The organism is Vibrio sp. 03-59-1, assembly GCF_013114135.1.
In the GTDB taxonomy this organism is placed as follows: domain Bacteria; phylum Pseudomonadota; class Gammaproteobacteria; order Enterobacterales; family Vibrionaceae; genus Vibrio; species Vibrio cortegadensis.
The window spans coordinates 150,710-174,248 of record NZ_VTYA01000001.1; the positions used below are offsets into that span (position 1 = coordinate 150,710).

Sequence of the window (23,539 nt, forward strand, 5' to 3'; positions counted from 1 at the left end):
TCTATTACGGTATTTGAGACAATTGAGGCTCAATCGTAATATGCAATATATCGCTATAATCGCCTCCGGGCCTTTGACTTATGTCTCCAATAACAAACGCCATAGGTAATGCTTTCCCTTGCGTAGCATGGCTAGATCGCCACTGTTTACTTGTATTCACCAACGATATTTCCTGATTATTGATCAAAAAATCGTAAGCCACATCCCATTGAGTATTCAATGATTCATGACGAAGGTATCCACGGTTTTCTGATTCAATCGAAATGGCATACTCACCCGTACTTTGAACCCATAAATTAGGCGCCGATTGGATAACTTTATGCGAGTCTAATTTCCCTAAGTCCAAATCGTAATACCGCTGAGATAATCCATAAAATTGAATTTTCGCACTGGGTAAAACATCGACTTCTGCTTCTAGAAAAACCTCTTCTTCTGAAATAGGCTCATTTGAGTTATTCGGCTGTATCGAAGCTGTCATTTGGCCATTAAATTGTCCCGCAGTCGCCCACTGATCTGAAGGAAACCTCAACTGAAATTGCACATTTGGTGTCGCATCCGTTAAAGTGACATACCAGCGCCCTCCTTTTTGGTATCCATTACCACCGGCCCACTCAAAGCGAAGCGCTTGCTGAGAACTTCCTCGTAATACTGTCGAGCCGTCGTCGACATCGATCTCCACAACAATGGAACAGTTTTGCCCCATAACATCCGCCCTCACTTGATATCCTTTTACTAATGGGGACGTCGCAGTCGAAAAAACATCATAAGTCGACTGAGCGGAAACAGGATCTAAGCTGATCAAACTGGCGGCGCACGCTTCATTCGCCCCAGAACTATGAGTCATTGTCGTGCCATTTGCAGAGCCTGTCATCACGCTAAGCGCCAAGCCCATCACGCTAATAATAGGGTTATTCAACATAGAGATCTCCTACTCGAATCAATACACCACCATCTTCTGAGATCACCAGCTCAAGCGATCGTTTTGGTTTCATGTTCAGTTCCAATCGATAAGCTCCTGGACGCATTCCGGAAATAGCAAACCGCCCTGTACGATTGGTAAAAAACTCAAGTGGCTTGCTTTTGTTACTCTCACCGCTAGATTCATCGCCAAGGTACAGAGCCACACCTGAAATTAAGGAAATGGGCTCTTTAGTCTGCGCATCAAATAGGTTCCCCAGTATGGTGAGTACCGCATCTGAACCTATTTCTAGCTGATAACCTCTTTTGTATCCTGGATAGATAGAGAATGCCCCATCTCCAAGGTCATAGCCGGGAGGTAAATCCTCCACATCGTACCCAATCAACTGTGGGGTATAAGCTACGAGATCTGAAACCAACATATTATGATCGGAAACGCTAAATACGCGGGCATAATCAGTGTTTCGTTCAGGGTCAATCGCAATCTCATTCTCAGCTAAGCTTTGGTGTTTCTTAACCACGGCAAAGGCCTCGCCAACCTTACGTCCAACCGCGACAGAAGTACCTGCGAACGCAATCGCACTGGAGATCTCAAGTCGAGTATTATGGTTTCGTTTGTCTTCACTGAGATCTTGATAGCGCGTGGTATGATCGGCAATCACTTGAAATTGATTAGCGGTATAATTCACGCCCGCGTCAATGTTTGAGTCTGTCTCTCTTTCGGTTTCCAGCGTAGCAAAAGCAGAAATCCCTCCCGTGTTCCCAATTCCTTTCTTATAACTCATATCAAGAGAGCCGAAATCCTTATCACTCTGATAACGACCAACCACCCGTGTTGCTCTACTCAAAGGCCAACTGAGCGTTAGGGTCGTATTGTACTCGTCATCACTATATTGGTAATTACGGTAATTAAAGCGAGCACTCCAAGTAGCAGGTGTGCTAAAAAATGGGCCTGAGAAACTGGGACTTAATGACCAAAAATTATCGGCATCTTCTCTTCCTGAGCTATACGTCCCAGAAAGAGCCGTTCGCAACCTAGGGGTAACATCCATAGAGCTAAACAGTGACACATAATGCTCGACCGAGTTCAGGGGCAGAGTGGCAGCCATATCATCATTTACACCCGCAAAATTTTCCGATTGATAGTCATAAATAACACTAAACTGAGGGTTAAAATCGAGTTCATCAGAAAACTCTGCATCGTAAGCAACACGAACCGCATGCCCATCACCCAACGTAGGATGATGACTCTGGGATACAATAAACTCCGTCACACCAATATCACTCGCCAGCAAGCTGGATACACCATATTGATAGAGTTTTTCTCTCACTTGGCCATTAACGCCAAGGGTTAGCCAAGGCGCGACACCCACATCTAAATAACCATGTATAAGCTGTTGATCCGTTAAATAATCGATCTCATTCGCTACCGTTTCACTTGGTACCCCGAGCATAACGCTATACTCAAACTCTCCGCTGTCTAATAGGTCATTCCCCGTCGCCACAGAGAATTGAATACGCTCCTCTTGACCGCTAGAATCCGTAATCACCAATTCGACATCGTTCGTGCCTTGCGCCAACGGGATATCACTCAAACTGTAGCTACCAGCATTCAACGTTAGCCTCTGAACAATCGCACCGTCTACCACCACATCTACATTCGATGTTCGCTGTAACGTAAAGGTCTGAGTGGCTTTTGGGCGCACATTTCTGGTTGGTATCAACGTAAAATCACGAGTAAGACCCAGACCTAAAATATCCGTGCCATCTTGCAAGTTTTTTCCAGAATTGAACATATCACCCACAACCAAGCGCGTGCCTTGAGATGGGAAATCAAGATTCATTCGAGTCCCACGCCGAACGTAGGCTGAGTCCCCTTCAACATCATCATAAGCAGACTCATACTCAAAGTTCACCGCGCCTATGTTTAATGCCGATTCAAAGCGGTGATTAAAGCTTGTAATATTTTCGGAGGTTTCCTCAACCGTCTGAGACTGAGTCCCCGATAGAGAGACATTCAAATACCCACTGATCCATGCTGGTGATAAATAATTTTGACCAAAAGAGGGGGAAGAGGCGACGGACAACTGTTGAGTCCGTCGATATTGCGCAGGAACCGTCACCACACACTCTAGTGTCGAAAAGTCAAAATTTAAATCTAAACCTGCGCGACGAAAATCCTCTTGTGATAGTTTTTCAGTCTGGTTGCTTGACTTTAACACTTCCATTGCGTCCTCTGTAATTAAAGGGATAAGCAAGGCAAGAGTGCTCTCTTTGGGAAGTAAGATCACATCATCTGCGGTGATCGTCACTTCGGCCTCACCGACGACGCTATCACTGATTTTTAGCAGGGAGATCAGCTCAATATCCCGACCGGTAGGGTTTATTTTCGGTTGTTGTATTTCTTGAATAGTTTCCTGCGTTGCTTCAACGACCGCTGTAAAACTGAACATGACACAGACAATAAAACTTAGAAACCATCCTTGGCGTATTTTCATTGTTGGACTCCTTGATAAACACCAGGTTTCAGCAATGAATTCGAAGGCAGTTCAATAGAGCTAAATGGTGGAAGAAAATGCTCGCCTAGCGATGTCATCATCTCAACGCGGGTAAGCCCAAACTCGGTCGCACTTTCTTTCGCGGGCAGAAACTTGGTTAAGCTTAAATAGGTGTAACGATTACCACTATTCTTAACCACAGCCTCGCCACTGTTGGTCACTTGCATTTCAACGTTGGGTGCTTGTTCTGGAGAGAACACATGAATAATAGCGTTGTAGTGAATTTGAACCGCAATCCCAGATTGGCTCCCCTGAGTAGCCACCAAAGAGGGTTGGCTAAAACGAAGGAAATAGCTTTCCGATTGAGCCGAGCTATCGTCACCAATCCACTGCAAACGAAATACTTGAGATTGGCCAGGTTTTATCATTGCCGCAGGTGGGAATACCATCAACTGACTGTCTATCACGTCCTGTGCGACAAATTCACCATCGCCTTGAAATACTAAACGGCGCAAACTGGCCTCTATGGGGGTTATTTGAGTGGTGTTATTGGAGACGATAACTTGAGACTGCCCACTTGATTGACTGTCGATTTCCAAAACCGTGGGGGAAATAATAACAGCTTGAGCCTCTGCGCCGCTCAACAACACGGCAACCACCATTAAGAGCATGCGACGAGTTATCATGGTTCACTCCGTGTCTACAATCTCAATTGAGAGTGAATTAGCGTCAAACCCATCCAGTGGATCCATAACAAAAATACGTTTAGATTTCGGCAGCACCAAAGTCCCAGCAATTCTTTGGCTCACGTCGGTACCTTTAAGAAACACAGAGTGACTTTGATCTGAAACGGTCCAATTAGTATTCGTTAACCGACCATAACTTTCTCCATCATTGGCGACCTCAATCATCCATTTCCCATCTTTCTTTTCTATATTCTGAACACTTAACTCTGAGTATGTATTTTTAGGCCTAACATTAAGCAAGGTATTGAATTGTAGAAGAATACCTAAGCTTGCTGCATCTTTCTCTGCATTCTTAACTTGTACTTGTTTAACCGAAATTCGATAGGTTTTTGATTGAGTAATTGAAGGCTCACCTAAGTAGCGCACCATCACCGATTGCGATCGCCCAGGTTGAATAATCGCAGTAACCGGAATCACCAACAGGTCATCTTCAGCTGGCGAAGTGGTTTCATTACCAAATTCATCCATCACCATGGACAGTGGGAATAGCTCTACCGTTAGCGGTTGATTGCTCGTGTTATCAATTCGCATCGACATTTGGGAACCTTTGCCAATCGGTGCCATTTCAGCCACCATCGGCTGAACCTTATAAGCAAAGGTTGAAAAACTGATTAAACATAAACAGATTAAAGAGAGCCTTCTTAACATATTCATCTCTATACCCCTCAAAAAGAGATGGGAGGACGATAACTATCCTCCCATCTTTTGCTTTTATTATTCTTTAGTTCGCTGTTACTTGAACGGTAAGCGTATCTGAGTAACCACCAGACCAACCCATGGTTTCATTAGTCGTTACAGACAAGCTAGTAGGAACACCACCAGCTAAAGCAAGCGAACCAGAGTAAGACATACTTGCACTTACATCATTCGCGCCAGGGCCGCCTAATGTCGTCAATACGAGATCCGCATGACTATCTGGTGATAATGTCGCGGTATAACCGATGGCATAGTCTTCTTTATCATCAGACTCAAGACCACCTTCGGCACTCGTCAGTGTTACGGTTGCCCCATCAGCATCATTACATTGGATAGATAGATCAGTTGAGACAGACTGGATACTAGAGACTTGTCCAAAATCGAGTAACTGCGTATATAGCCCAGAAACTTCACATACTGGGGCAACAAACCCAACTAATTGAACATCACCAGCATTCGCTTGAGCGGCAAATAGACCCGATACCGCAACTGCACATATTGTTAGCTTTTTCATGAATAGATTCCTTTATATAGTTTAAGACGTACTTGTCATGGCCCTGTTCCAAACTGGAGCCACACTCTGCAACTAGCAGATGATTTACTTTCCACTGCCATGGATTGACGGAAATACATCAATCTCAATGACATCTTCGTAGTACCCCGCATAAAGCAGGTTTTCTTCCAACGTCACTCGCATCACACCATCAGTGTTGAATGGAATAACATTTGAACTGTTAATAATTCTTGGTGACGATATTTCTCGGCTTAATAGTGTTTGGCTCAACCCCAGTGATGTAATGTCAATATTGACTTCATAAGGGGTTAGATTCTCCTGTTTACTTTTCAATAACTGCAAACCACCATTTCGAGAGTAAACCGACATACTTAACGGTTGGTTACATTGAATATCAAAAGGAAGCACTTTCTGAGCTTCGTTTGAAAAGTCCATTTTCACGCCATCAGTAAAATCGATCTCACAATAACTTTCGATATGCCCTGAAATAGAAACAGATAATTGGCTTCCTTGAGTTGCCAAACTGGAAAAAGATAATGCTGCTATAAATAATAAAAAAGCATGAATACTTTTCATTATATTATTCATGAGTCATCCCTTCGTTCCGTTAACTTGTAAGTAACTATAATGCTCAAAAAAAACCTGTGAGTATTAAACAAGCATGAAGAAAATAAAAAGTAGTAGATAAGTTGTAGGAAAAAATAGGACGTAAATACTAATACTTATCAACAATATAGAGAATAAGTAAATGTATATTAATGAGTGTATCATTTTAGATACAACTCAAATTATAAAGAACTGCTATACCTAACTAACTGTTAGTTATGTTATTAGTCCAACGTTAATATGTGTCAGCTGAGGTTTACTATGGAAGGGAAAGTACTAGAAAAAAATAAAATATTATTACTAAGTCGTACAAATATACATTCTCGATTAATCCAACGTGAGTTAGAAAAATCTAATAAATTTGTAATACAGCAGAAAACAGATAAACAGTTTTCTCAACCTTATTCGGTTGAAAATATTTCTGTTATTTTAATGAGTTACCACTATATAAAAGATGGGCTTTACACTGATTTGCTTTCAGCAACTACCTTTGATTTTAATCTTGTCATTTATGACGTGCCTGTCGATCTACTCTGCGACACCATTGTCTCATGGTGCTGTCTGAAAGGGATTTTATATGAAGACGCGCCTGTGGATCATCTCACACGTTGCGTTGAGGTTGTCGCTAAAGGCGATCTATGGCTACCACGCAACCTAATGGCGCAGATGCTAACACGCTGTAGACCCTATGCCCCATCGACTAAAAATAGCATAGGTGAACTCACAAAAAGGGAGCAACAGATCTTAGATAGGTTGGTTTGTGGACAATCTAATTTACAAATCGCCAATGAACTTTTTGTTGCTGAAAGCACCGTCAAAACACACATCTACAAGCTCTACAAAAAGATAAATGTAAACTGCCGTAAAGAGGCTATCCGGTTTGCACGCCAACAAAATCAAGACAACAAAAAACAACAGGCCAGCAGTTCAGGTATGCCAAATCAGACAACACCACCCACCTTAACACTAACCAGTTAAATCGAATTCAGTAAACGGGTACCTAGTTTCAATGAGGTACCTTTTTCTTATCTATCATACAAACTCTTCTGAGCCCACATTCTCTTTGACCCAAATAAGTGCTTGTAAACGATTCTTCACATTAATCTTCTTGAACACATTATGTAGATGAGTCTTAACCGTGTTTTCACTCACAAATAAGCTTTCAGCAATTTCTGAATTTGAGGCACCGTTACCCAATAGTTTAATGATTTGTTGCTCACGGTTTGTAAGGAGTGAATAGCTAGAACTGGTATTAGAACATTCTCTTTCTCGGTAGAAACGAATATATTCATGTGCTAATTTACGACTAAACCACATCTCACCGTCTAAAACTTTCGTAATACCTTGAATTAACAGTTCTAACGTATCATTCGTATAAAAAACACCAACAAGATTTTTCCATTTGATTAGCTCTCTATATTCAATTTCATCTTTGCAATTAATCAAAACTTCATAACAATTAGGAAATTTAGCATTACGAACTTGAAAGTAGTGAATAATATCTTGCTCAGACAACGAAGAAACATCAATAATCATAAAATCTGGTTCTGATATTTCACTATGATTTATATTAAACAGATTGCTTATTGTAACAAGCCTAAACGCTAAATTTAGTTTCTCTTCTAGTGAGTCTTTGAGTAACCCAGACTGTAAACTGTTTTCAGCAATAAAAAATGCTGAGCCTTTAACTTTTGAGTGCTTTTCCATAATTTACTCCAATAGCCAACGTCTTTTGCAGTTAATAATGTGGTTAACTCTTTCAAATCGTCAAGTTTTGTAATAGCCAACCTAGACAAAAGTCATAAAGAATATACTTCGCTTTCATACGCTTGATTAATAATTCTTATATTTAAGAAGACAGCGTAATTATTTCTATCACGAAATAGTGCAAATAAAAAAGGCACCAATAAGGTGCCTTTAAATTGAATAACTTAATCGCTTTACTAGTGAATCGGTGCATCGTTATCAGACTGAAATTTACCAAAATGCTGCTCTAGCACTTCAGGTGTAAGTTTACCTTCCGCTTCCAATCTCTTTAGTTCAGCAACTACCGCTTTTTGCTCTTCTAGAGAAGGTAGTTTTACTTCTGGCTCGTTACTCGCTTGCTGTGAAAACTCAGCCAGTTCTTTTTCAAAATCGCTCATTTTACTTACCTAATCATCATATCTGATTTGAATTTTACCTATTTATAGTTTTAGTTTCTAGAACATAATAGTTTTTCTAAACCAAACCGACTGATCACTGTAATCAACATGACTCGTGACAAATTTGATCGAGTCTTATTGAGTGACAGTGCGCGGCACTGCGGCCTACGCACCTCTACCACTCATAACCTACAATTTAATAAGGTTATAAATCACTTATAGCTTAAAGCTACCGACCATATTATCTAGACGAGCGGATAGTTCACGCAGTTCTTGGCTCGCTTCGGCTAATTGCTCAGCCGTCCCAGTCGTCACTTCGTTAATCGCGTTAATCTCTTCGATATTCTGATTAATGGTGTGTACTACCGTTGACTGCTCTTCTGTTGCGGTGGCAACTTGAGTGTTTCTATCTGAAATATCAATAATTCGCTCTGAAATCGTCACCAATACACCAACGGCTTCATCAGACGAAGATACACCTTCTAACGTAATGGCTTTACCTGCTTCCATCGCTGAAACCGCATCTTTCGCATCGCTTTGCAGTTGGTTGATCATCTTCTGAATTTCTTCAGTTGAATCAGCCGTTCTACTCGCTAGGTTGCGCACTTCATCCGCGACCACCGCAAAGCCACGACCTTGCTCACCAGCACGTGCCGCTTCAATCGCCGCATTGAGTGCCAACAAGTTAGTCTGTTCAGAGATCCCACGAATAACGTCAAGAATAGAACCGATATCTTGAGTAGTTGATGCTAATTGCTGTACCACTAAGCCCGTGTTCTCAATATCGGCCGCCAAACGGCTGATCGCATCTTTCGCTTGAGTCACGACACTACGACCCATTTCTGTATTGTCTGATGCATGGTTCGCGGTTTCTGCTGCCGTCGCCGCATTAGACGCGATTTCACTGATCGTCGCACCCATCTGGTTGACAGCAGCAACAACTTGAATGGTTTGATCACGCTGCTCGTGGCTGTTATCACGAGTAATGTGTGCTTTATTCGAGACGCCTTCAGAAGCAGACTGCAATGCTCGACTGGTTGAAGCGACCTCTTTCATCGACTCGTGAATTTTTTCTATAAAACCATTAAAGCCTTGAGATAACTGGGCGATTTCATCATTGCCTTTCACTTCAATTCGTTGCGACAGATCGCCATCACCTTTGCCTAAATCAGTGAAGCGTTCCGATATCAGTTTGATTGGGCTTGCGATGCTATTTGCGAGTAGAACACCCATCGCAATGAAAATAAGCGCCACAATAATGGTCGTCATCAGCATTTTTTGTGCTGTGGCATTCAAATCGGCAAAGACTTCATCAACTGGTACTACGCCAACCACGAACCAATCCATTGAAGGTACGTAGTTACTTGCGATAAACACATCTTGTCCATTGTATTCCGTCGTAATCAAATTAAAGCCTGATTTATTCAGTAACTGATTGGATGCAGAGCCATACAGTGAATTTAAATTAGACTGGCTTTTGTCTGATTGACGATGAATTTGAACCGCACCTTTTGAATCCGTTAAGAAAACAAAACCTGTCGATTCAATTTTGAAGCCATTAAGTAGACGCACCATATCGTCCATCGATTTCGATAGCCCAGACATTGTTGTGCCATTGACCTGTTGGAAATTGGCAAACATTTTCACTTCGCCACTCGCCTCTTGGAACATGCTCACCATTGTTTGCTGTCCAGATTGAGTAAATCCAAAGAACCAACCATCTTGCTGTTGGTTCAATTGGCGCAAAAAGCCACCTTGATTCCAATAATAAGCAGTTTGGCGGTTAGCCACCGACGCATCGTTTAGTTTATATTGGCTACGGATATTATTCAGTTGTTTAACCAGCATAGCTTCGATACTTGGATCGCGGTCGGTTGATGAGACGGCCTCTTTGATGAATTCGTTATTAGCGGTTTGTTCAGCAGCAAAAAGTAGGGTTGATACTTCTTGGTCGATCTCCGAATTAACCTTCTCCAACATGGCTGGTAATTCAATATCAATTAAACGATGGGTAAGAACTTCACGGGCTTGGCGCTGAGCCATAACACCGACAATGACAGTGGAAGCAAGTACGGCAAATGTCATGCCTAAAACAACTTTTTGTTTGATACTCATGGAGCTCAATTTGAACATCATTATGCCCTTCTGTTGGGGGATTAATCACTTGATCTTTTTTTATCGGCAAAAGTATAACTAACTTTAGTTTGTCTGCGACATTTTGAAATTGTTTTTTAAATTTAATCTTTCAATTCTGAATGGTTGGATCGCTTAAATCTGGCCCCATAATAATAGACATGAAAAAGTTGACCGATTTAAGGAACTTTTCCCTTTTAATATCAACCAATAGATGTATTTTCGAGCACAACGTAGCTCATGCTACAAATAACAGAGAGAACACTCATGCAGTCCGAAGCCTTCACTCAACTTAAGCAATATTTAGAATCTCAAATCATCGGTCAAACTGAGCTAGTAAAACAACTGCTTGTCGCTCTACTAGCAGACGGGCACATTTTAGTTGAAGGGCCACCTGGCTTAGCGAAAACTCGTGCGGTTAAGTCTTTGGCTGACTGTATTGAAGGCGATTTTCACCGTATTCAATTTACACCCGATCTCTTACCTTCAGATTTAACGGGTACTGATATCTTTAGACCTGAAACGGGCGAGTTCATTTTTCAACCTGGGCCGATCTTTAACTCATTAGTCCTTGCTGATGAGATAAACCGAGCGCCAGCCAAAGTACAAGCTGCGATGCTTGAAGCGATGGCCGAAAAACAAATTTCAGTCGGTAGAAGTACCTATAAATTGCCTGAACTCTTTCTGGTAATGGCCACCCAAAACCCAATTGAACAAGAAGGGACATACCCACTTCCTGAAGCCCAACTCGACCGTTTTTTACTGCATCTCGATGTCAACTACCCTGATGCTCAAAGTGAACTAGAGATCTTACGTCTTAATCGAGGCGAAGCGCTTGGTACGACGCCAGTTCAACCTGCACACCTGAGCCAGAAAGATATCTTCCAAGCCCGTAAAGAGGTGTTGGAAATTCATATGGCGGAAAGTGTTGAGCAGTACATTATCCGCTTGGTCATGGCGACCAGAGAGCCTAAAGCTTACTCCAACAACACTGGCGCAGAACAGTTGGATCAGTGGTTAGAAATGGGGGTTAGCCCACGAGCAACGATCGCCCTTGATCGCTGTGCACGCGCTCATGCTTGGCTGTCAAATCGAGATTTTGTGACGCCAGAAGATGTACAAGCGATGGCATTTCCAGTGTTAAGGCATCGCCTGCTTTTAAGCTATCACGCTCAAGCAGAAGGCGTTCACCCAAACACTGTCATTTCTCAGCTTCTGACCCTTGTTGGTAGTGCTTAAGGTGTGGATAGTGCTTAAGAAGTAGATAGCGCTTATGAAGTAAGTCGAGCTTAAGAATTTGAGTATTTCTATGGATAACCAATTACCCCCACATAGTGATGGTGTGAATCTCTGTTTAGATGAACTCCTGCACTATAAGTCTCAAACTGTACGCTGGTTACCCCCAGCGAACAGTTTATGGTCTCAATTAAGTGGCCAGCATCAAAGCCGCCAAAAAGGTCGAGGGATGGATTTTTCTGAAGTCCGCCAATATCAACCTGGAGACGACATCCGCAGTATTGATTGGCGGGTGACAGCACGAACAGGTAAGCCTCACACCAAGCTGTTTAGCGAAGAGCGCGAGCAGCCAGTGGTGCTATATATTGATCTCAATCCAAGCCTATTTTTCGGTTCTCAAATGGCACTTAAGTCGGTACAACTTGCTCATATCGCGAGTCTAATTTGCTGGTTAACCGTAGCGCAGAAAGACCGCATCGGAGCCATTATAGACACAGGCGAACAACGGTTTGAGTTCCGCCCCTCTTCGCGTACCAGTAGCCCTCATCGCATCATGCAGCAATTAGTTACTGCGCATAACGAATCGCTACAGGAAAACAAGCTGAATCAACGTGGCTCAGACATGCCGTCGATGGCTTCTGGGTTAAAAACATTGCACCAGCTCTGCCCCAAAGGAAGTGAAATCATCCTATTAAGTGACTTCATGCGCTATCAAGAGTCAGATAGAGCATTACTCACTCAATTACGAAAACACAACCGACTTCGTCTCGTTCATATTTACGACCCTTTAGAAAAAGGTCAAACCCATTACCGCGGAAGTGAAAAAGTCTCAAACGGATTCAAAGCGCTATGGCTTGATTTTTCATCGCCGAATACCCGTCGTAATATTGAAGCTGCTTTTCAACAAGAACAGAATAAATTGAACGATTTATGTTGCTCTCTCGCAATCAATTACACCTCTATCTCAAGTGCAACATCTTTAGTTGAGCAAATTACTGGAACACATTCATGACACAATCAACAACAACCCAACCCCCAACGTTACCATTAAACCCGGCTTTACTGCCTGACGCTCCAAGTTGGTGGCCGCTCGCATGGGGTTGGTGGTCATTAATGGCTTTGGCCTGCTTTACGGTGTTACTTGTTGTTATTTATTTGCGTTGGCGCAAGAAGAAATTAGCACCAAAAAAAGCGGCTCTGAAAATCATTACCAACCAAGCTTTGGAACATACCCCATCAGCAGCGATCGAACTCTTGCGTCAAGCGGCTCTCAGTTACTACCCAAGAGAGCGTATTGCTATGCTGTCTGGCGAAGAGTGGTACGCATTTTTGGACTCTCAAATAAGCCAACCTCGCTTTACCCCAAATAGCGCTGTATGGCAGCAAGCTCTTTACCAAAAACCATCCTCAGAAACACAACAAAGCTTGATTGAAGATTGTCAAATTTGGATCGAACAAGCTCTGCCACCAAAGAGAGGTGGTCGTGAGTAATTGGTTTAGTCTTGAATTCGTTTGGTGGGGAGCGTTTTTCATCCTCCCTTTGCCTTTTTTAATCTATATTTTTGCCCCCGCAGTAAAGCAGCGAGCGGCCATTCAACTGCCTTATTTGCCTGAACAATCAACAGCCAAAACGCCAAATATTTTATTGGCAAAAGTGCTTGCTTGTGCCATCTGGCTACTGCTTGTATGCGCAAGTGCTAGACCGGTTTGGTATGGTGAGCCTGTTGATTTTCAACCTAAACATCGTGACATGATGCTAGTGGTTGACCTCTCCTACTCCATGAATCAGCAAGACATGAAGCAAGGTGATGACTTTATCGATCGTTTAAGTGCCGTAAAAAATGTGCTGTCCGAATTTATCGATAAACGTAAAGGCGACCGCTTAGGTTTAGTTCTTTTTGCTGATCACGCTTATTTACAAACACCACTCACCTTAGATAGAAACACCATTTCGCAGCAGTTGAATCAAGCCGTTTTGCGCTTAATTGGGACTAAAACGGCCATTGGTGATGGGATCGGGCTTGCAACGAAAACCTTTGTAGACAGTGATGCGCCGCAACGAGTGATGATTTTACTCAGTGACGGCAGCAACACCGCTGGCGTGTTAGAACCACTGGAAGCAGCAACCATCGCTAAGAAATTCAATACCACGATTTACACCATTGGCGTGGGCGCAGGAGAAATGGTCGTCAAAGAGTTCTTCATGACTCGCAAAGTGAATACCGCTCAGGATCTCGATGAGAAAACGCTGATGGAGATTGCTAGCATGACGGGTGGGCAGTATTTCCGAGCTCGCAATAGCCAAGAACTCTCCACCATCTACGATACAATAAACCAATTAGAGCCGATCAGTGCCGCGGTACAAACTTGGCGACCTCAAAGTGAATGGTTTGACTTACCCTTGTCATTCGCACTGCTTCTTTCTCTGATATTAATCATTCTGAGGAGAAATCATGGCTAGTTTCGTTTTTCTCTATCCCTACTGGCTAGTGGCGATCATTCCACTTTTCATACTTTGCCTTTGGCTATTTCGACGCAAAAATTCAACAGGACTGATTGCGCCACATTTAGCCAAGCAGCTCGGTTTCAATCAAACTAAAAATCACAAACCACTCTCGATTGGTCTTGCACTAAGCGGTATTGTGGCAATTGTTGCTTTATCTGGGCCTAGTTTTCAAAAAGCAGAGCAGCCGAGTTTCGACTTAGCGACGGCACGTGTTCTCGTCATGGATATGTCGATGTCTCTCTATGCCACCGACATTCAACCCAACAGGCTAACCCAAGCACGCTATAAAGCTTTGGATCTACTTCCGCTTTGGAAAGAGGGAGCTACAGGGCTCATCGCTTATGCCGGTGATGCTTATACGGTCAGTCCACTCACAAGCGATACGAATACATTGCATGCTCTCATTCCTAACTTATCTCCTGATATCATGCCATATCAAGGAGCCGATGCGGCTTCAGCGGTGAAACTCGCCATCGAGATGTTAACCAATGCTGGTAATCATCAAGGTCAGATCATTCTTATCAGTGACGATATTGATGACCGTGAATATCAAGAGATTCAGGAACTCACTTCTAGCCAACAGTGGGAACTCTCATTTCTAGCCATTGGAACAGAAGAGGGAGCACCAATAAAACTCAGTGACGGCAGCCTACTCAAACAGAGCTCAGGGGCTACCGTTATCGCGAAATCTAATCTAGGTAACATGCAGTCATTAAGCCAGTCAACGGGTGGCGTTTTTGCGCCTTTTCAGCATTCAAACAGTGATGTAGAGCTGATTGCAAATCAGAAACTTAGCAACCAAGGCCGCGCTAAAAAGCACAGTGACCAACGACTGACCGAACGAGTCAATAATGGTTTCTGGCTAGTTCCTCTACTGTTGATCCCTGGCTTATTTCTATTTAGAAAGGGAGGTATCTGGAGTGTCGCATTACTGTTTTTACCACTTGCTTACCCAACGCCAAGTCAAGCGAACCCTTGGAAAACCGATGATCAACAAGCCTACCAGTCATTTGAAAATGAAGATTTCCAATCTGCCGCTCAGCAGTTTGCAAATCAAAGTTGGAAAGGTGCAGCTCAGTATAAGGCGGGAGATTATCAATCTGCGATAGAGACTTTAACGCCTTTAAGCAGCGAAGATGATCAATACAACCTTGCCAATGCGTATGCTCAATCCGGTCAGTTAGATGACGCGATTGCGCACTATCAAAAGCTGCTAGAAAACAACCCAAACCATGCACTTGCAAAAAAGAACTTGGACATTGTTGAACAAGCTAAACAGCAACAGCAACAGCAACAGCAACAGCAACAGCAACAAGATTCTAAACAGAACCAAGAGCAGAATGACAACGCTTCTCAGTCACAAGGATCGAACAAAGACCAGTCATCTCAACAGAATAAACAGAGTGGTCAGCAAGGTTCACAAAACGAATCGACACAGAATGATCGTTCTGAGCCTCAAAAAGGAAGCGATAAATCAGATAGCGGACAAAAAGGCGATCATTCAGGCTCGCAACCTAAACCGCAACCTAGTGATGAGAACGATACAAAAGCTGGATCGTCACAAACTGAGCCTTCACAGGATAAGCCCTCTGAAGGTACTCAATTGCCTGAAGAGAAAGACCTGACCGATCCCCAAACAGCCAACCGTCCATCAACTGACTCCTATCCAGAAGAGAACAGTAAAGTACAACAGGTTGACCCAGATGTTAGGCGATTAGAACAAGTCGAAAGTGCTCGCGATCCTAGTCGATTATTACGAGCGCAAATGTTGTTACAAGCGCAACAAAGAAACGCCCCTCAACAAAACAATAAAAAGTGGTAAATAGAATGAAACGCACCTATCCATTTTTCATAAGAGTACTCTCCACGATGCTCTTTAGCCTAGTGCTAGGCCTAAGCTCAATCGCTCATGCTGAGTCCTTAGTCGCAAGCGTAAGTAAAAACAGAGTCGCCAAAGATGAAGTGTTTCAGCTTAAAATTGTCGCGGATCATAAGCTCAGCTCTGAAGATATTAACTTTACATCACTAGAGTCCGATTTCTATCTAGGTCGCCCAAGTTTCGGTTCGGCGATTAATATCATCAATGGTGATCGGAGTGTCCGCAGTGAATGGACGGTCTCTCTCGCGGCACTCAAATTAGGAACACTGACAATCCCTAGTTTTTCTGTCGGGGGTGTATCAACCCAGCCTATCGTTATTCAATCAAGTATCGACACATCGGCTCCTAGCCAAAACGACATGGTTGAATTTCAAACTCAGCTAGAGAAAAATGAGCTCTACCCGAATGAAAGTACACGGTTTCATGCCCGACTGATTATTAAGGCGGATCCGCGACGCTTACAAAACCCACAAATAATCCAACCGAAAGCAACCGGAGTCCGTATCGAAGCAATTGGGGACTCCAAGCAATATCAAAGCGTTATCGATGGAATGGAAGTGACGATTGTCGATCAGAGCTATCACATAACCGCTGATGATAATGGGCACACTAACGCGACACTGTTAGGTCCAAGTCTGAAAGGTGCCGTGGTTTACGGAGGGAACCGCAATGGATCCACACGTCTAATCCAACTGAATACCAAAGCCGATTCCTACACGATCAAAGTATTAGCCAAACCCGATAGTTACCGTGGATTTTGGCTACCAACACCATCGCTAACACTCAAACAGACTTGGCAAGATGAGTCTGGTAAAAATCTCGATCCTGCCTCGACTTTCGACACCAAAGTTGGTGAATCACTCACTCGAACCATCTATTTAACCGTTGATGGATTGTCTGAAACTCAATTGCCGAATTTGAATGTAACGTATCCAGACTCTCTTAGAGTCTATGATGAAAAACCTCAATTTGACATCACCGATCAGGGTCAAACCGTAATGACAGTGAAGCAAGTGTTGATCCCGAAATCGACAGGCAGTGTGACACTTCCTTCTGTAAAAATCCCATGGTGGAATACTCAGTTAAAACAACAGGAAACAGCGAATATTAATGGACTAACCTTAGAGGTAAAACCGGGTAACGAAACGGCTTTGACTTTGCCAAGCGCGCCAACTAAGGCTGTGCCTGTTGAAACACAAGCCATCACGGTTATTGATGCTGGCATTTGGCCATATCTGACTTATATGTTTGCCACGTTATGGCTAATCACCGTGCTTATTGCCATCAAGTTTTGGAGAACCAAGCCAAAAAATGTCGGTACACAAGCAAGCAAAGCCGAGATCGCCCCTCAAGACCTTGGCCTACTGCAAACCATCGATGCCGGTGATCCGATTCGTATTCAACAAGCTGTCTCTAGTTGGATGTACTCGCAAGTCAATTTGGACACAGATGTTCGCCATGCGATGGAGAATGAACTCCAGCGAATGCATGAAAGTCACTATGGGGAAACTCGGTCTCAGTGGAGTAACAAGTCATTGCTTAAATTGATTAACAAAGCGATGAAAATCAGCTCTACAGCACAAAAGTCGAAACACAAATCAGTGCTAGCGAAACTTTAAATGAAGATAACCATCACTACTGCGGCATGACTGATTGGCGTGAGGAGGTCGCTTTTGAGATGAGATAGTTATTTATATGAGATAGTTATTAATACGAGATAGCCGTTAAAGTGAACAAAGGGAAGGGAGCCAAATGAACTTTGGGCTCCCTTTTATCAGGTTAATTAGAATAATTAAGATTACAGATACTTAATAAATAACTGATCATCCGCGTCCGAAGGCAGGAACCCTACCGCTTCTAAGTAAGTGCGGTGTTCATCACTATTTGCGTGCGCGTGTAACGAGTTGAACCCTCGGCTTTTTATCACATCAGGATGCGTTTTAAAGTAATACTGACCAATTTTAAAATCACGATACTCTAGCGTGACATAATCAAGTAAGACGTTCAGTACTCCATTTTGCTCTCTCTTACCCACCAGCAACCCTGCAATACTGTTATTCCTAAGCATATAAAAAGCAGTGTCTGCTGACTTTAACTCTTCTGTCGATATTTGCCGCTCGATATCTTCGCGGTTTGCTGTAATGAAATGCTCAAAATATTCAGAACCAACCGACGCCGAAATCAGTTTAAACTTCTCTTTGGTGTGGCTAATTTTGTAGAGGTAATACACATTAATCCCCGCTATTCCAAGGTTCATTAACATGGTGGGGTATGAATCAATGAAATAGGCAAAGGCCGCAAATAACAAACAACCAATAAAATTAATCACCCGTAATTTAATAATCGACGTCATGGTTAATGAGACGAGTACCACAAGCGAAGCTAAATAACCAAACCATTCAACCCAATCAAATTCCATTTTGATGCCCTTATGCTTTTGATATTTAATAAACCTGATATTTATTAAACATAGCAGAAGCAAAACAAGCTACCTCGTTACATCCCGAAACTCTGACCTTCTCGACATTCCAACTAAGATAAATCAAATGTTTCTATGTCAGCGTCACACGACTAAGTATTTTCATTCAACTAAGCATTTCACTCAACTAAGCATTTTCACTCGATAGGTCCAAACAACTCACACAATTTCGTCCTGACCTTTTGGCATGATATAGAGCTTCGTCAGCTTTATTGTATAGCGAGTCAAAATTAAAGTTCGCCGATGTCATTGTGGTCCATGTGTACCCGATGGATACCGTTAAGCATGTATTGTCAGGGTTATCAATGTGCCTAATGTTCTCATTCTCGATACCTTGACGTATCGCTTCCGCTTTCTCTTCCACTTCTCTTTCGGTGGTATCTACAAGTAATAATGCAAACTCTTCACCACCAATGCGGCAAAATGTTTGATCTTCACCTGAAGCATATCGCTCAAGGATATTGCCGATTCGAATCAAGGCGATATCCCCTTCAAGGTGACCATAATAATTATTGAACAGCCCGAAATGATCGATATCAAGAATGATGACCCCAAAAGTGATTTCCCTCTCGCTCTCTATTTCACATAATTTTTCCAAGTGATAATCCAACATTCTTCTGTTGCCTAAGCGGGTCAGAGGATCCATTTTTGAAAGCACCTCAAGCTGCCTATTCACTTGTTCTAATTCATGAGTTCGTTTAGAGACCTCTTGCTCCAAGTTTTCGTTCAGCTCTCGGATCGCCTCTTGCGCTTCCGTTCGCTGAAGCACTTCGGCTAAGCTTGATGCAAACATACGGATCATTTCTCTCAACTGGGACGTTAATGGACTACGAGTTAGCAAATTATCTGCGGCGATAAAAGCGATAGGGACACCACTATTACTGGTCAGCATCGTCATTGATGTCCACCCAAAACCTACAATTTTACAATCATGGTAAACAGGAACTGACTCTTCAAAAGCCACTTCGTTTGGTACCGATCTCGCTTGATTCACGATCGATTTATTCGTGGTTTCACTTCGATAGTAGGATTCATCCACCACATTGCCTTGAGTATCAGTCCCCCATGTACCTTGCATATAAGAGCATTTTTCATCGGTTAGAAAAACGGCTAAACGATCGATACCTAAATGCTGAATCGCAAAGGTGACGGCGGACTTACAAACTTCACTTACCGTCGCGCACCTCGAAAGCTCGACAATACTAGAGTGCAGCATACGAACGCTCTGCTCTTGGCGCTTACGGATATATATTTGCGCCAGAAGCGAACCAAAAGACTCCAACATCTGTTTCTGATAATCAGTAATTGCATTGCGATGAACCAAATTATCCATTGCGATCCAACCAAAAGCCTCTCCCGCTTCTCTTAAAATCAGCATGCCATTCCACCCCTGCCCGACCACTTTACCAGCCGTGTAGAGAGGGGCATTTTCGATCACAACCAGATTCTTTTTTTTACTGAATAACCCTTCAATGTACTCTTCTTCTAGCTGATGAATATCATACTGGGTCTGATGTTCACTGTTTGTTTTCCCAAATTCGTCCGTTCCATAAGTCCCACTGAAGCATCGCTTCTTCATATCAAGTAACATGAATACCGCACGATCAAAACCAAGCTGATCACGTACCGCTTCGACTGCTGCTTTATATAATTCATCAAGGGATTTTGGATTAGACAGCTCTAAGGCGACCTTTTGTACCAACTTCATGTTGTTTACAAACTGTTCGCGCATTTTAATCTCATCGAGGTATTGCGCTTCACGTACATCTCGATTTTTAATCTCTAAAGCCGCATTTTTTTCAGCTCGCACACATTGCCATTTTGCCGCCGCAATTTGTAAAAACTCAAATGTAGATTCAAATATTTTTTCGACACTCTCATCTTTAATACCTTGAATGATAATGTAAGTTCGAGAAGCCGTTGAATTATCCAGCATCATGACATAAGAGCATTCATGCTTTGGTTTCTCATCCCATATACAGCTATTCATGGCGATAGGTATGAATCCTTCCGCAGTATCAAACTGTGCCGCCCACTTCCAAAAAGTAGATGGATAAGAGATGAGTGATGAAAAAGTACCAATTGAGAATAACGGGACAGTTCGTGGACTATAAATAGGATCACGAAAAATGAGCGCGCCCTCGATACTTAGCTCTTCTTGAAGGTAAGCAAATAACACCTCAGCCAACACTCTATGATCTCTTACTGCTGAAACTTGTTTTGAGAACGTTTTTATATACACCAAGGGACCCCAATAATGTCATCTAATGGCTGGATCATTGCTCAAAAAACCATATGCAATCAATGGCGTTAAATGTCGATTGTTAAATGCACCGCATTTTTGAAACTCTATTTGCAACATCCTAGAGTACTTAGACATTATTGGGATTTTGTTTCCAAAAAAAAGCCTCACATAAAGTGAGGCAAAATTCATCGCATATATTTTTATAGTGATTTCTTAGAATTTACTACTAGCGCATGATTGCATATCAACCAAAATCACCATTAACATAGCCTTTTGTTCTGTCATCTTTAGGTTCACTGAAAATAACGGCAGTATCATCATGCTCCACTAGTTCTCCCATTAAGAAGAAAGCCGTACGATCAGAGATACGTCTTGCTTGCTGCATTGAGTGAGTCACGATAACGATCGTATACTCTTTTTTCAGCTCCTCCATCAGCTCTTCAATTCTATGAGTTGCAATAGGATCAAGCGCGGATGTTGGTTCATCCATTAAAATGACATCAGGCTCCATTGCGATAGTACGAGCAATGCATAATCGTTGTTGTTGACCGCCAGATAAACCAAAGGCATGTGATTTCAATCGGTCTTTTACTTCATCCCAAAGCGCGGCACCACGTAGCGAACGCTCAACCACGGAATCGATATGCTTCTTATCTTTGATGCCTTGAGCTCGTAATCCATACGCGACATTTTCGTAAATGCTCATAGGAAAAGGGTTCGGTTTTTGAAATACCATGCCGACTTTGATGCGGAGATCGGCGACATCAATGTTGCCGTAAATATCTTCACCATCCATTTCAAGTCGACCAGTGATCTTCACGCCTTCGATTAAATCATTCATTCGATTTAAGCACCGAAGTAATGTTGATTTTCCACAGCCCGACGGACCAATCAATGCCGTAACTTGGCGCACTGGTACAGGTAAGTTAATGGTTTTTAGTGCCTGATTTTCACCGTAAAAAAGATCGAGGTCTTGAATATCAAATTTGTTCATTTTTTAAGTTCTCTTAAATTCTGTTGTGGCTGATAGCGACTATGTACTTGAAGTACTCAATGTTTAATACGTTGCGGTATTAAAGCGACTGGCTATCAGTTTGGTCAGGGTGTTAATCAGTAACACCACTACAATCAATACAGTTGCCGTGCCATAGGCTTGGTTCCACTCTTCAATAGAAAATAGTTCCGTGGTGAGCTTATACAGGTGAACCGTTAACGTTCTTCCTGAATCCAATAAACTATCTGGGATACGCGCCACCATACCTGCGGTAAGAAATACAGGTGCCGACTCTCCAATAACACGGCCAATACTCAAAATGACGGAAGTCAAAATCCCAGGCATGGCACTTGGTAGAATTAAACGCCAAATCGTATAAATTTTTGGAGCGCCTAGCCCATAAGATCCTTCTCGATACGTTTGCGGCACTGCCATTAGAGCCTCTTCCGTTGTTCGGATAATGACAGGAAGAATCAAAATACTCAGCGTTAATGCCCCTGACAAAATGGAAAAACCTAACCCAAGTATTGCCACGAAGAAAGTCATACCAAATAGACCAAATATGATCGATGGAATTCCCGCTAATGATTCGGTACAGAAACGGATAATCTTAACCAATTTACTGCCCACTTTGGCGTATTCCGTTAAGTAGATTGCCGTCATGATCCCAAGCGGTGCGGCGACTGAAATCGACGCGATCACCATATAGATCGTCGAGATAATCATCGGGAAAATTCCGTGTTCATCCCCTGTTCGCGTGTAGTCATCGGTAACAAAATTCCAATCAACATGCTGCAAACCATTTGAAAGGATGTACCACATGATCCAAAACAGGAAGCCTACGGTTAATGCTGAAGCGCCCCAAATAAAGACACTTAATACATTGTCTTTGAGCTGACGTTGTTTCTTGAGTTTTGCACTTTTCAACTTATCGGGTGCTGTTGACGCCGACATCGCTTTTTTCTCTGAGGTGGTCATATTTTGTGAAGTCATGATAGTTACCTCGCTTTTTCACGATTTAAATACAGTAAAACAGCGTTTAATGACATGATGAAAACCAGTAATACAACGCCAGTCGCATACAATGCATTCGCGTGGATCCCGCTGGCATAAGACATTTCGATTGCGATATTGGCTGTCAACGTTCGAGCAGAGTCTAAAATCCCTTCGGGCATCGCAGGCGCATTTCCCATCACCATAATGATGGCCATTGTTTCGCCTAGCGCACGGCCAATGCCAAGAATCACACCCGTCATGATCCCAGAACGAGCGGCAGGAACTAACAGTTTGAAAATAGTAAATATCTTTGATGCCCCTAGCGCCAAAGAGCCCTCTTTATAAACACTGGGAACAGCACGTATTGACGTCTCCGATACCGTTATAACGGTTGGCAGAATCATGATGCCCAATACAATAATTCCAGCCAAAATCGTATTACCCGCAGGAACTTGGAATATGTTTTGAATAAGAGGGACGATGATCACCAAACCAAAAAAACCGTATACAACCGAAGGAATACCTGCTAGTAACTCAACCGCAGGGCGAATAATATTAGCCAGTGGTTTTGGTGCAATTTCAGCAATAAAAATTGCAGTCAGTAAGCCAATGGGAACCCCAACCACCACAGCACCTAATGTTGAAACCACTGAGGCAACAATCATTGTTGCAACGCCATAAAGTGCAGGTGGGAGCCAGTTTTGTCCGAGAACGATGCCTGAAACACCTACCGCTTGAAATGCAGGGATACTCTCTTTAAAAATGAAATAAGCGATAACTGACAATGACACAATGCCAATAACCGCACTGGTTAAAAATAAACCGTGAAAAATACGTTCTTTCCAATCAACCCGCTTTTTCGTCCGTAATCCACGTTTCATTGAGATCGATGAGCTATTCATAAGCTTTTCACTATTTGTTGCGATGGTCATAACCAAATACTCATATG

Annotated in this window: 21 protein-coding genes; 7 read left to right on the plus strand and 14 right to left on the minus strand. The window is 42.7% G+C overall.

The window, feature by feature from the left end; translation table 11 throughout:
- Positions 1–4: 4 nt before the first annotated feature.
- The 6 genes from F0249_RS00665 to F0249_RS00690 form a co-directional block, all read right to left on the minus strand.
- Positions 5–919, minus strand: coding sequence for a hypothetical protein (locus F0249_RS00665; protein WP_113798438.1), 915 nt, complete (start codon positions 917–919; stop codon positions 5–7).
- Positions 909–3,371 (minus strand): fimbria/pilus outer membrane usher protein, encoded by a 2,463-nt coding sequence (locus tag F0249_RS00670; protein ID WP_253825263.1) that lies wholly within the window; start codon positions 3,369–3,371, stop codon positions 909–911. The genes F0249_RS00665 and F0249_RS00670 overlap by 11 nt, the downstream gene beginning before the upstream one ends.
- A gap of 41 nt (positions 3,372–3,412) precedes the next feature.
- Positions 3,413–4,102 carry a molecular chaperone gene (locus F0249_RS00675; protein WP_171755518.1) on the minus strand — a complete coding sequence of 230 codons (690 nt, stop codon included), beginning with the start codon at positions 4,100–4,102 and terminating at the stop codon, positions 3,413–3,415.
- A 3-nt stretch (positions 4,103–4,105) separates the two neighbouring features.
- Positions 4,106–4,810 (minus strand): fimbria/pilus periplasmic chaperone, encoded by a 705-nt coding sequence (locus tag F0249_RS00680; protein ID WP_171755662.1) that lies wholly within the window; start codon positions 4,808–4,810, stop codon positions 4,106–4,108.
- 73 nt (positions 4,811–4,883) lie between these two features.
- Positions 4,884–5,372 (minus strand): hypothetical protein, encoded by a 489-nt coding sequence (locus tag F0249_RS00685; protein ID WP_017051647.1) that lies wholly within the window; start codon positions 5,370–5,372, stop codon positions 4,884–4,886.
- An 84-nt stretch (positions 5,373–5,456) separates the two neighbouring features.
- Positions 5,457–5,960, minus strand: coding sequence for a hypothetical protein (locus F0249_RS00690; protein WP_253825257.1), 504 nt, complete (start codon positions 5,958–5,960; stop codon positions 5,457–5,459).
- 279 nt (positions 5,961–6,239) lie between these two features.
- Between F0249_RS00690 and F0249_RS00695 the strand changes: the two genes are divergently transcribed.
- Positions 6,240–6,956 carry a response regulator transcription factor gene (locus F0249_RS00695; RefSeq protein WP_170961637.1) on the plus strand — a complete coding sequence of 239 codons (717 nt, stop codon included), beginning with the start codon at positions 6,240–6,242 and terminating at the stop codon, positions 6,954–6,956.
- A gap of 54 nt (positions 6,957–7,010) precedes the next feature.
- Here F0249_RS00695 and F0249_RS00700 read toward each other — a convergent pair whose 3' ends face one another.
- From F0249_RS00700 to F0249_RS00710, 3 genes are all read right to left on the minus strand, one after another.
- Complete coding sequence (locus F0249_RS00700) at positions 7,011–7,685, minus strand: LuxR C-terminal-related transcriptional regulator (protein WP_113798448.1); 675 nt, start codon at positions 7,683–7,685, stop codon at positions 7,011–7,013.
- A 236-nt stretch (positions 7,686–7,921) separates the two neighbouring features.
- The gene (locus F0249_RS00705; protein WP_017051643.1) at positions 7,922–8,122 is read right to left on the minus strand and encodes a hypothetical protein; all 201 of its coding nucleotides are present in this window, start codon (positions 8,120–8,122) and stop codon (positions 7,922–7,924) included.
- 216 nt (positions 8,123–8,338) lie between these two features.
- Positions 8,339–10,255, minus strand: coding sequence for a methyl-accepting chemotaxis protein (locus F0249_RS00710; protein ID WP_171755664.1), 1,917 nt, complete (start codon positions 10,253–10,255; stop codon positions 8,339–8,341).
- A 267-nt stretch (positions 10,256–10,522) separates the two neighbouring features.
- Between F0249_RS00710 and F0249_RS00715 the strand changes: the two genes are divergently transcribed.
- From F0249_RS00715 to F0249_RS00740, 6 genes are all read left to right on the plus strand, one after another.
- Entirely contained in the window at positions 10,523–11,494 is a 972-nt protein-coding gene (locus tag F0249_RS00715; RefSeq protein ID WP_017053529.1) for a MoxR family ATPase, read from the plus strand.
- A 70-nt stretch (positions 11,495–11,564) separates the two neighbouring features.
- Positions 11,565–12,503 (plus strand): DUF58 domain-containing protein, encoded by a 939-nt coding sequence (locus tag F0249_RS00720; protein WP_171755519.1) that lies wholly within the window; start codon positions 11,565–11,567, stop codon positions 12,501–12,503.
- The gene (locus tag F0249_RS00725; RefSeq protein WP_113798452.1) at positions 12,500–12,982 is read left to right on the plus strand and encodes a DUF4381 domain-containing protein; all 483 of its coding nucleotides are present in this window, start codon (positions 12,500–12,502) and stop codon (positions 12,980–12,982) included. Before F0249_RS00720 ends, F0249_RS00725 begins: the two co-directional genes overlap by 4 nt.
- Positions 12,975–13,952, plus strand: coding sequence for a VWA domain-containing protein (locus tag F0249_RS00730; protein ID WP_171755520.1), 978 nt, complete (start codon positions 12,975–12,977; stop codon positions 13,950–13,952). The genes F0249_RS00725 and F0249_RS00730 overlap by 8 nt, the downstream gene beginning before the upstream one ends.
- Positions 13,945–15,819, plus strand: a complete 1,875-nt coding sequence (locus tag F0249_RS00735) for a VWA domain-containing protein (protein WP_171755521.1) — start codon at positions 13,945–13,947, stop codon at positions 15,817–15,819. The genes F0249_RS00730 and F0249_RS00735 overlap by 8 nt, the downstream gene beginning before the upstream one ends.
- A gap of 5 nt (positions 15,820–15,824) precedes the next feature.
- Entirely contained in the window at positions 15,825–17,495 is a 1,671-nt protein-coding gene (locus tag F0249_RS00740; protein ID WP_171755522.1) for a BatD family protein, read from the plus strand.
- 179 nt (positions 17,496–17,674) lie between these two features.
- Here the strand turns inward: F0249_RS00740 and F0249_RS00745 are convergent, their stop codons facing one another.
- From F0249_RS00745 to pstC, 5 genes are all read right to left on the minus strand, one after another.
- Positions 17,675–18,295: a YgjV family protein gene (locus tag F0249_RS00745; protein ID WP_017053523.1), complete on the minus strand. Its 621-nt coding sequence runs from the start codon at positions 18,293–18,295 to the stop codon at positions 17,675–17,677.
- 187 nt (positions 18,296–18,482) lie between these two features.
- On the minus strand, positions 18,483–20,597 hold the full coding sequence (locus F0249_RS00750; RefSeq protein ID WP_171755523.1) for a GGDEF domain-containing protein: 2,115 nt from the start codon (positions 20,595–20,597) through the stop codon (positions 18,483–18,485).
- 247 nt (positions 20,598–20,844) lie between these two features.
- Entirely contained in the window at positions 20,845–21,594 is a 750-nt protein-coding gene (gene pstB, locus F0249_RS00755; RefSeq protein WP_017053521.1) for a phosphate ABC transporter ATP-binding protein PstB, read from the minus strand.
- Positions 21,595–21,657: 63 nt separating this feature from the next.
- Complete coding sequence (pstA, locus tag F0249_RS00760; protein WP_171755665.1) at positions 21,658–22,548, minus strand: phosphate ABC transporter permease PstA; 891 nt, start codon at positions 22,546–22,548, stop codon at positions 21,658–21,660.
- A gap of 44 nt (positions 22,549–22,592) precedes the next feature.
- Complete coding sequence (gene pstC / locus F0249_RS00765) at positions 22,593–23,522, minus strand: phosphate ABC transporter permease subunit PstC (RefSeq protein WP_113798463.1); 930 nt, start codon at positions 23,520–23,522, stop codon at positions 22,593–22,595.
- Positions 23,523–23,539 lie beyond the last annotated feature (17 nt).

Bases quoted from the DNA above. Each gene is read 5' to 3' on its own strand.
- F0249_RS00720 (WP_171755519.1), top strand. From the start codon at position 11,565: ATGGATAACCAATTACCCCCACATAGTGATGGTGTGAATCTCTGTTTA.
- pstC (WP_113798463.1), bottom strand. From the start codon at position 23,522: ATGACCATCGCAACAAATAGTGAAAAGCTTATGAATAGCTCATCGATC.
- F0249_RS00695 (WP_170961637.1), top strand. From the start codon at position 6,240: ATGGAAGGGAAAGTACTAGAAAAAAATAAAATATTATTACTAAGTCGT.
- F0249_RS00680 (WP_171755662.1), bottom strand. From the start codon at position 4,810: ATGTTAAGAAGGCTCTCTTTAATCTGTTTATGTTTAATCAGTTTTTCA.
- F0249_RS00715 (WP_017053529.1), top strand. From the start codon at position 10,523: ATGCAGTCCGAAGCCTTCACTCAACTTAAGCAATATTTAGAATCTCAA.
- F0249_RS00700 (WP_113798448.1), bottom strand. From the start codon at position 7,685: ATGGAAAAGCACTCAAAAGTTAAAGGCTCAGCATTTTTTATTGCTGAA.
- F0249_RS00745 (WP_017053523.1), bottom strand. From the start codon at position 18,295: ATGGAATTTGATTGGGTTGAATGGTTTGGTTATTTAGCTTCGCTTGTG.
- pstA (WP_171755665.1), bottom strand. From the start codon at position 22,548: ATGTCGGCGTCAACAGCACCCGATAAGTTGAAAAGTGCAAAACTCAAG.
- F0249_RS00670 (WP_253825263.1), bottom strand. From the start codon at position 3,371: ATGTTCAGTTTTACAGCGGTCGTTGAAGCAACGCAGGAAACTATTCAA.
- F0249_RS00675 (WP_171755518.1), bottom strand. From the start codon at position 4,102: ATGATAACTCGTCGCATGCTCTTAATGGTGGTTGCCGTGTTGTTGAGC.
- F0249_RS00685 (WP_017051647.1), bottom strand. From the start codon at position 5,372: ATGAAAAAGCTAACAATATGTGCAGTTGCGGTATCGGGTCTATTTGCC.
- F0249_RS00690 (WP_253825257.1), bottom strand. From the start codon at position 5,960: ATGAATAATATAATGAAAAGTATTCATGCTTTTTTATTATTTATAGCA.
- F0249_RS00735 (WP_171755521.1), top strand. From the start codon at position 13,945: ATGGCTAGTTTCGTTTTTCTCTATCCCTACTGGCTAGTGGCGATCATT.
- F0249_RS00740 (WP_171755522.1), top strand. From the start codon at position 15,825: ATGAAACGCACCTATCCATTTTTCATAAGAGTACTCTCCACGATGCTC.
- F0249_RS00710 (WP_171755664.1), bottom strand. From the start codon at position 10,255: ATGTTCAAATTGAGCTCCATGAGTATCAAACAAAAAGTTGTTTTAGGC.
- F0249_RS00705 (WP_017051643.1), bottom strand. From the start codon at position 8,122: ATGAGCGATTTTGAAAAAGAACTGGCTGAGTTTTCACAGCAAGCGAGT.
- F0249_RS00725 (WP_113798452.1), top strand. From the start codon at position 12,500: ATGACACAATCAACAACAACCCAACCCCCAACGTTACCATTAAACCCG.
- pstB (WP_017053521.1), bottom strand. From the start codon at position 21,594: ATGAACAAATTTGATATTCAAGACCTCGATCTTTTTTACGGTGAAAAT.
- F0249_RS00665 (WP_113798438.1), bottom strand. From the start codon at position 919: ATGTTGAATAACCCTATTATTAGCGTGATGGGCTTGGCGCTTAGCGTG.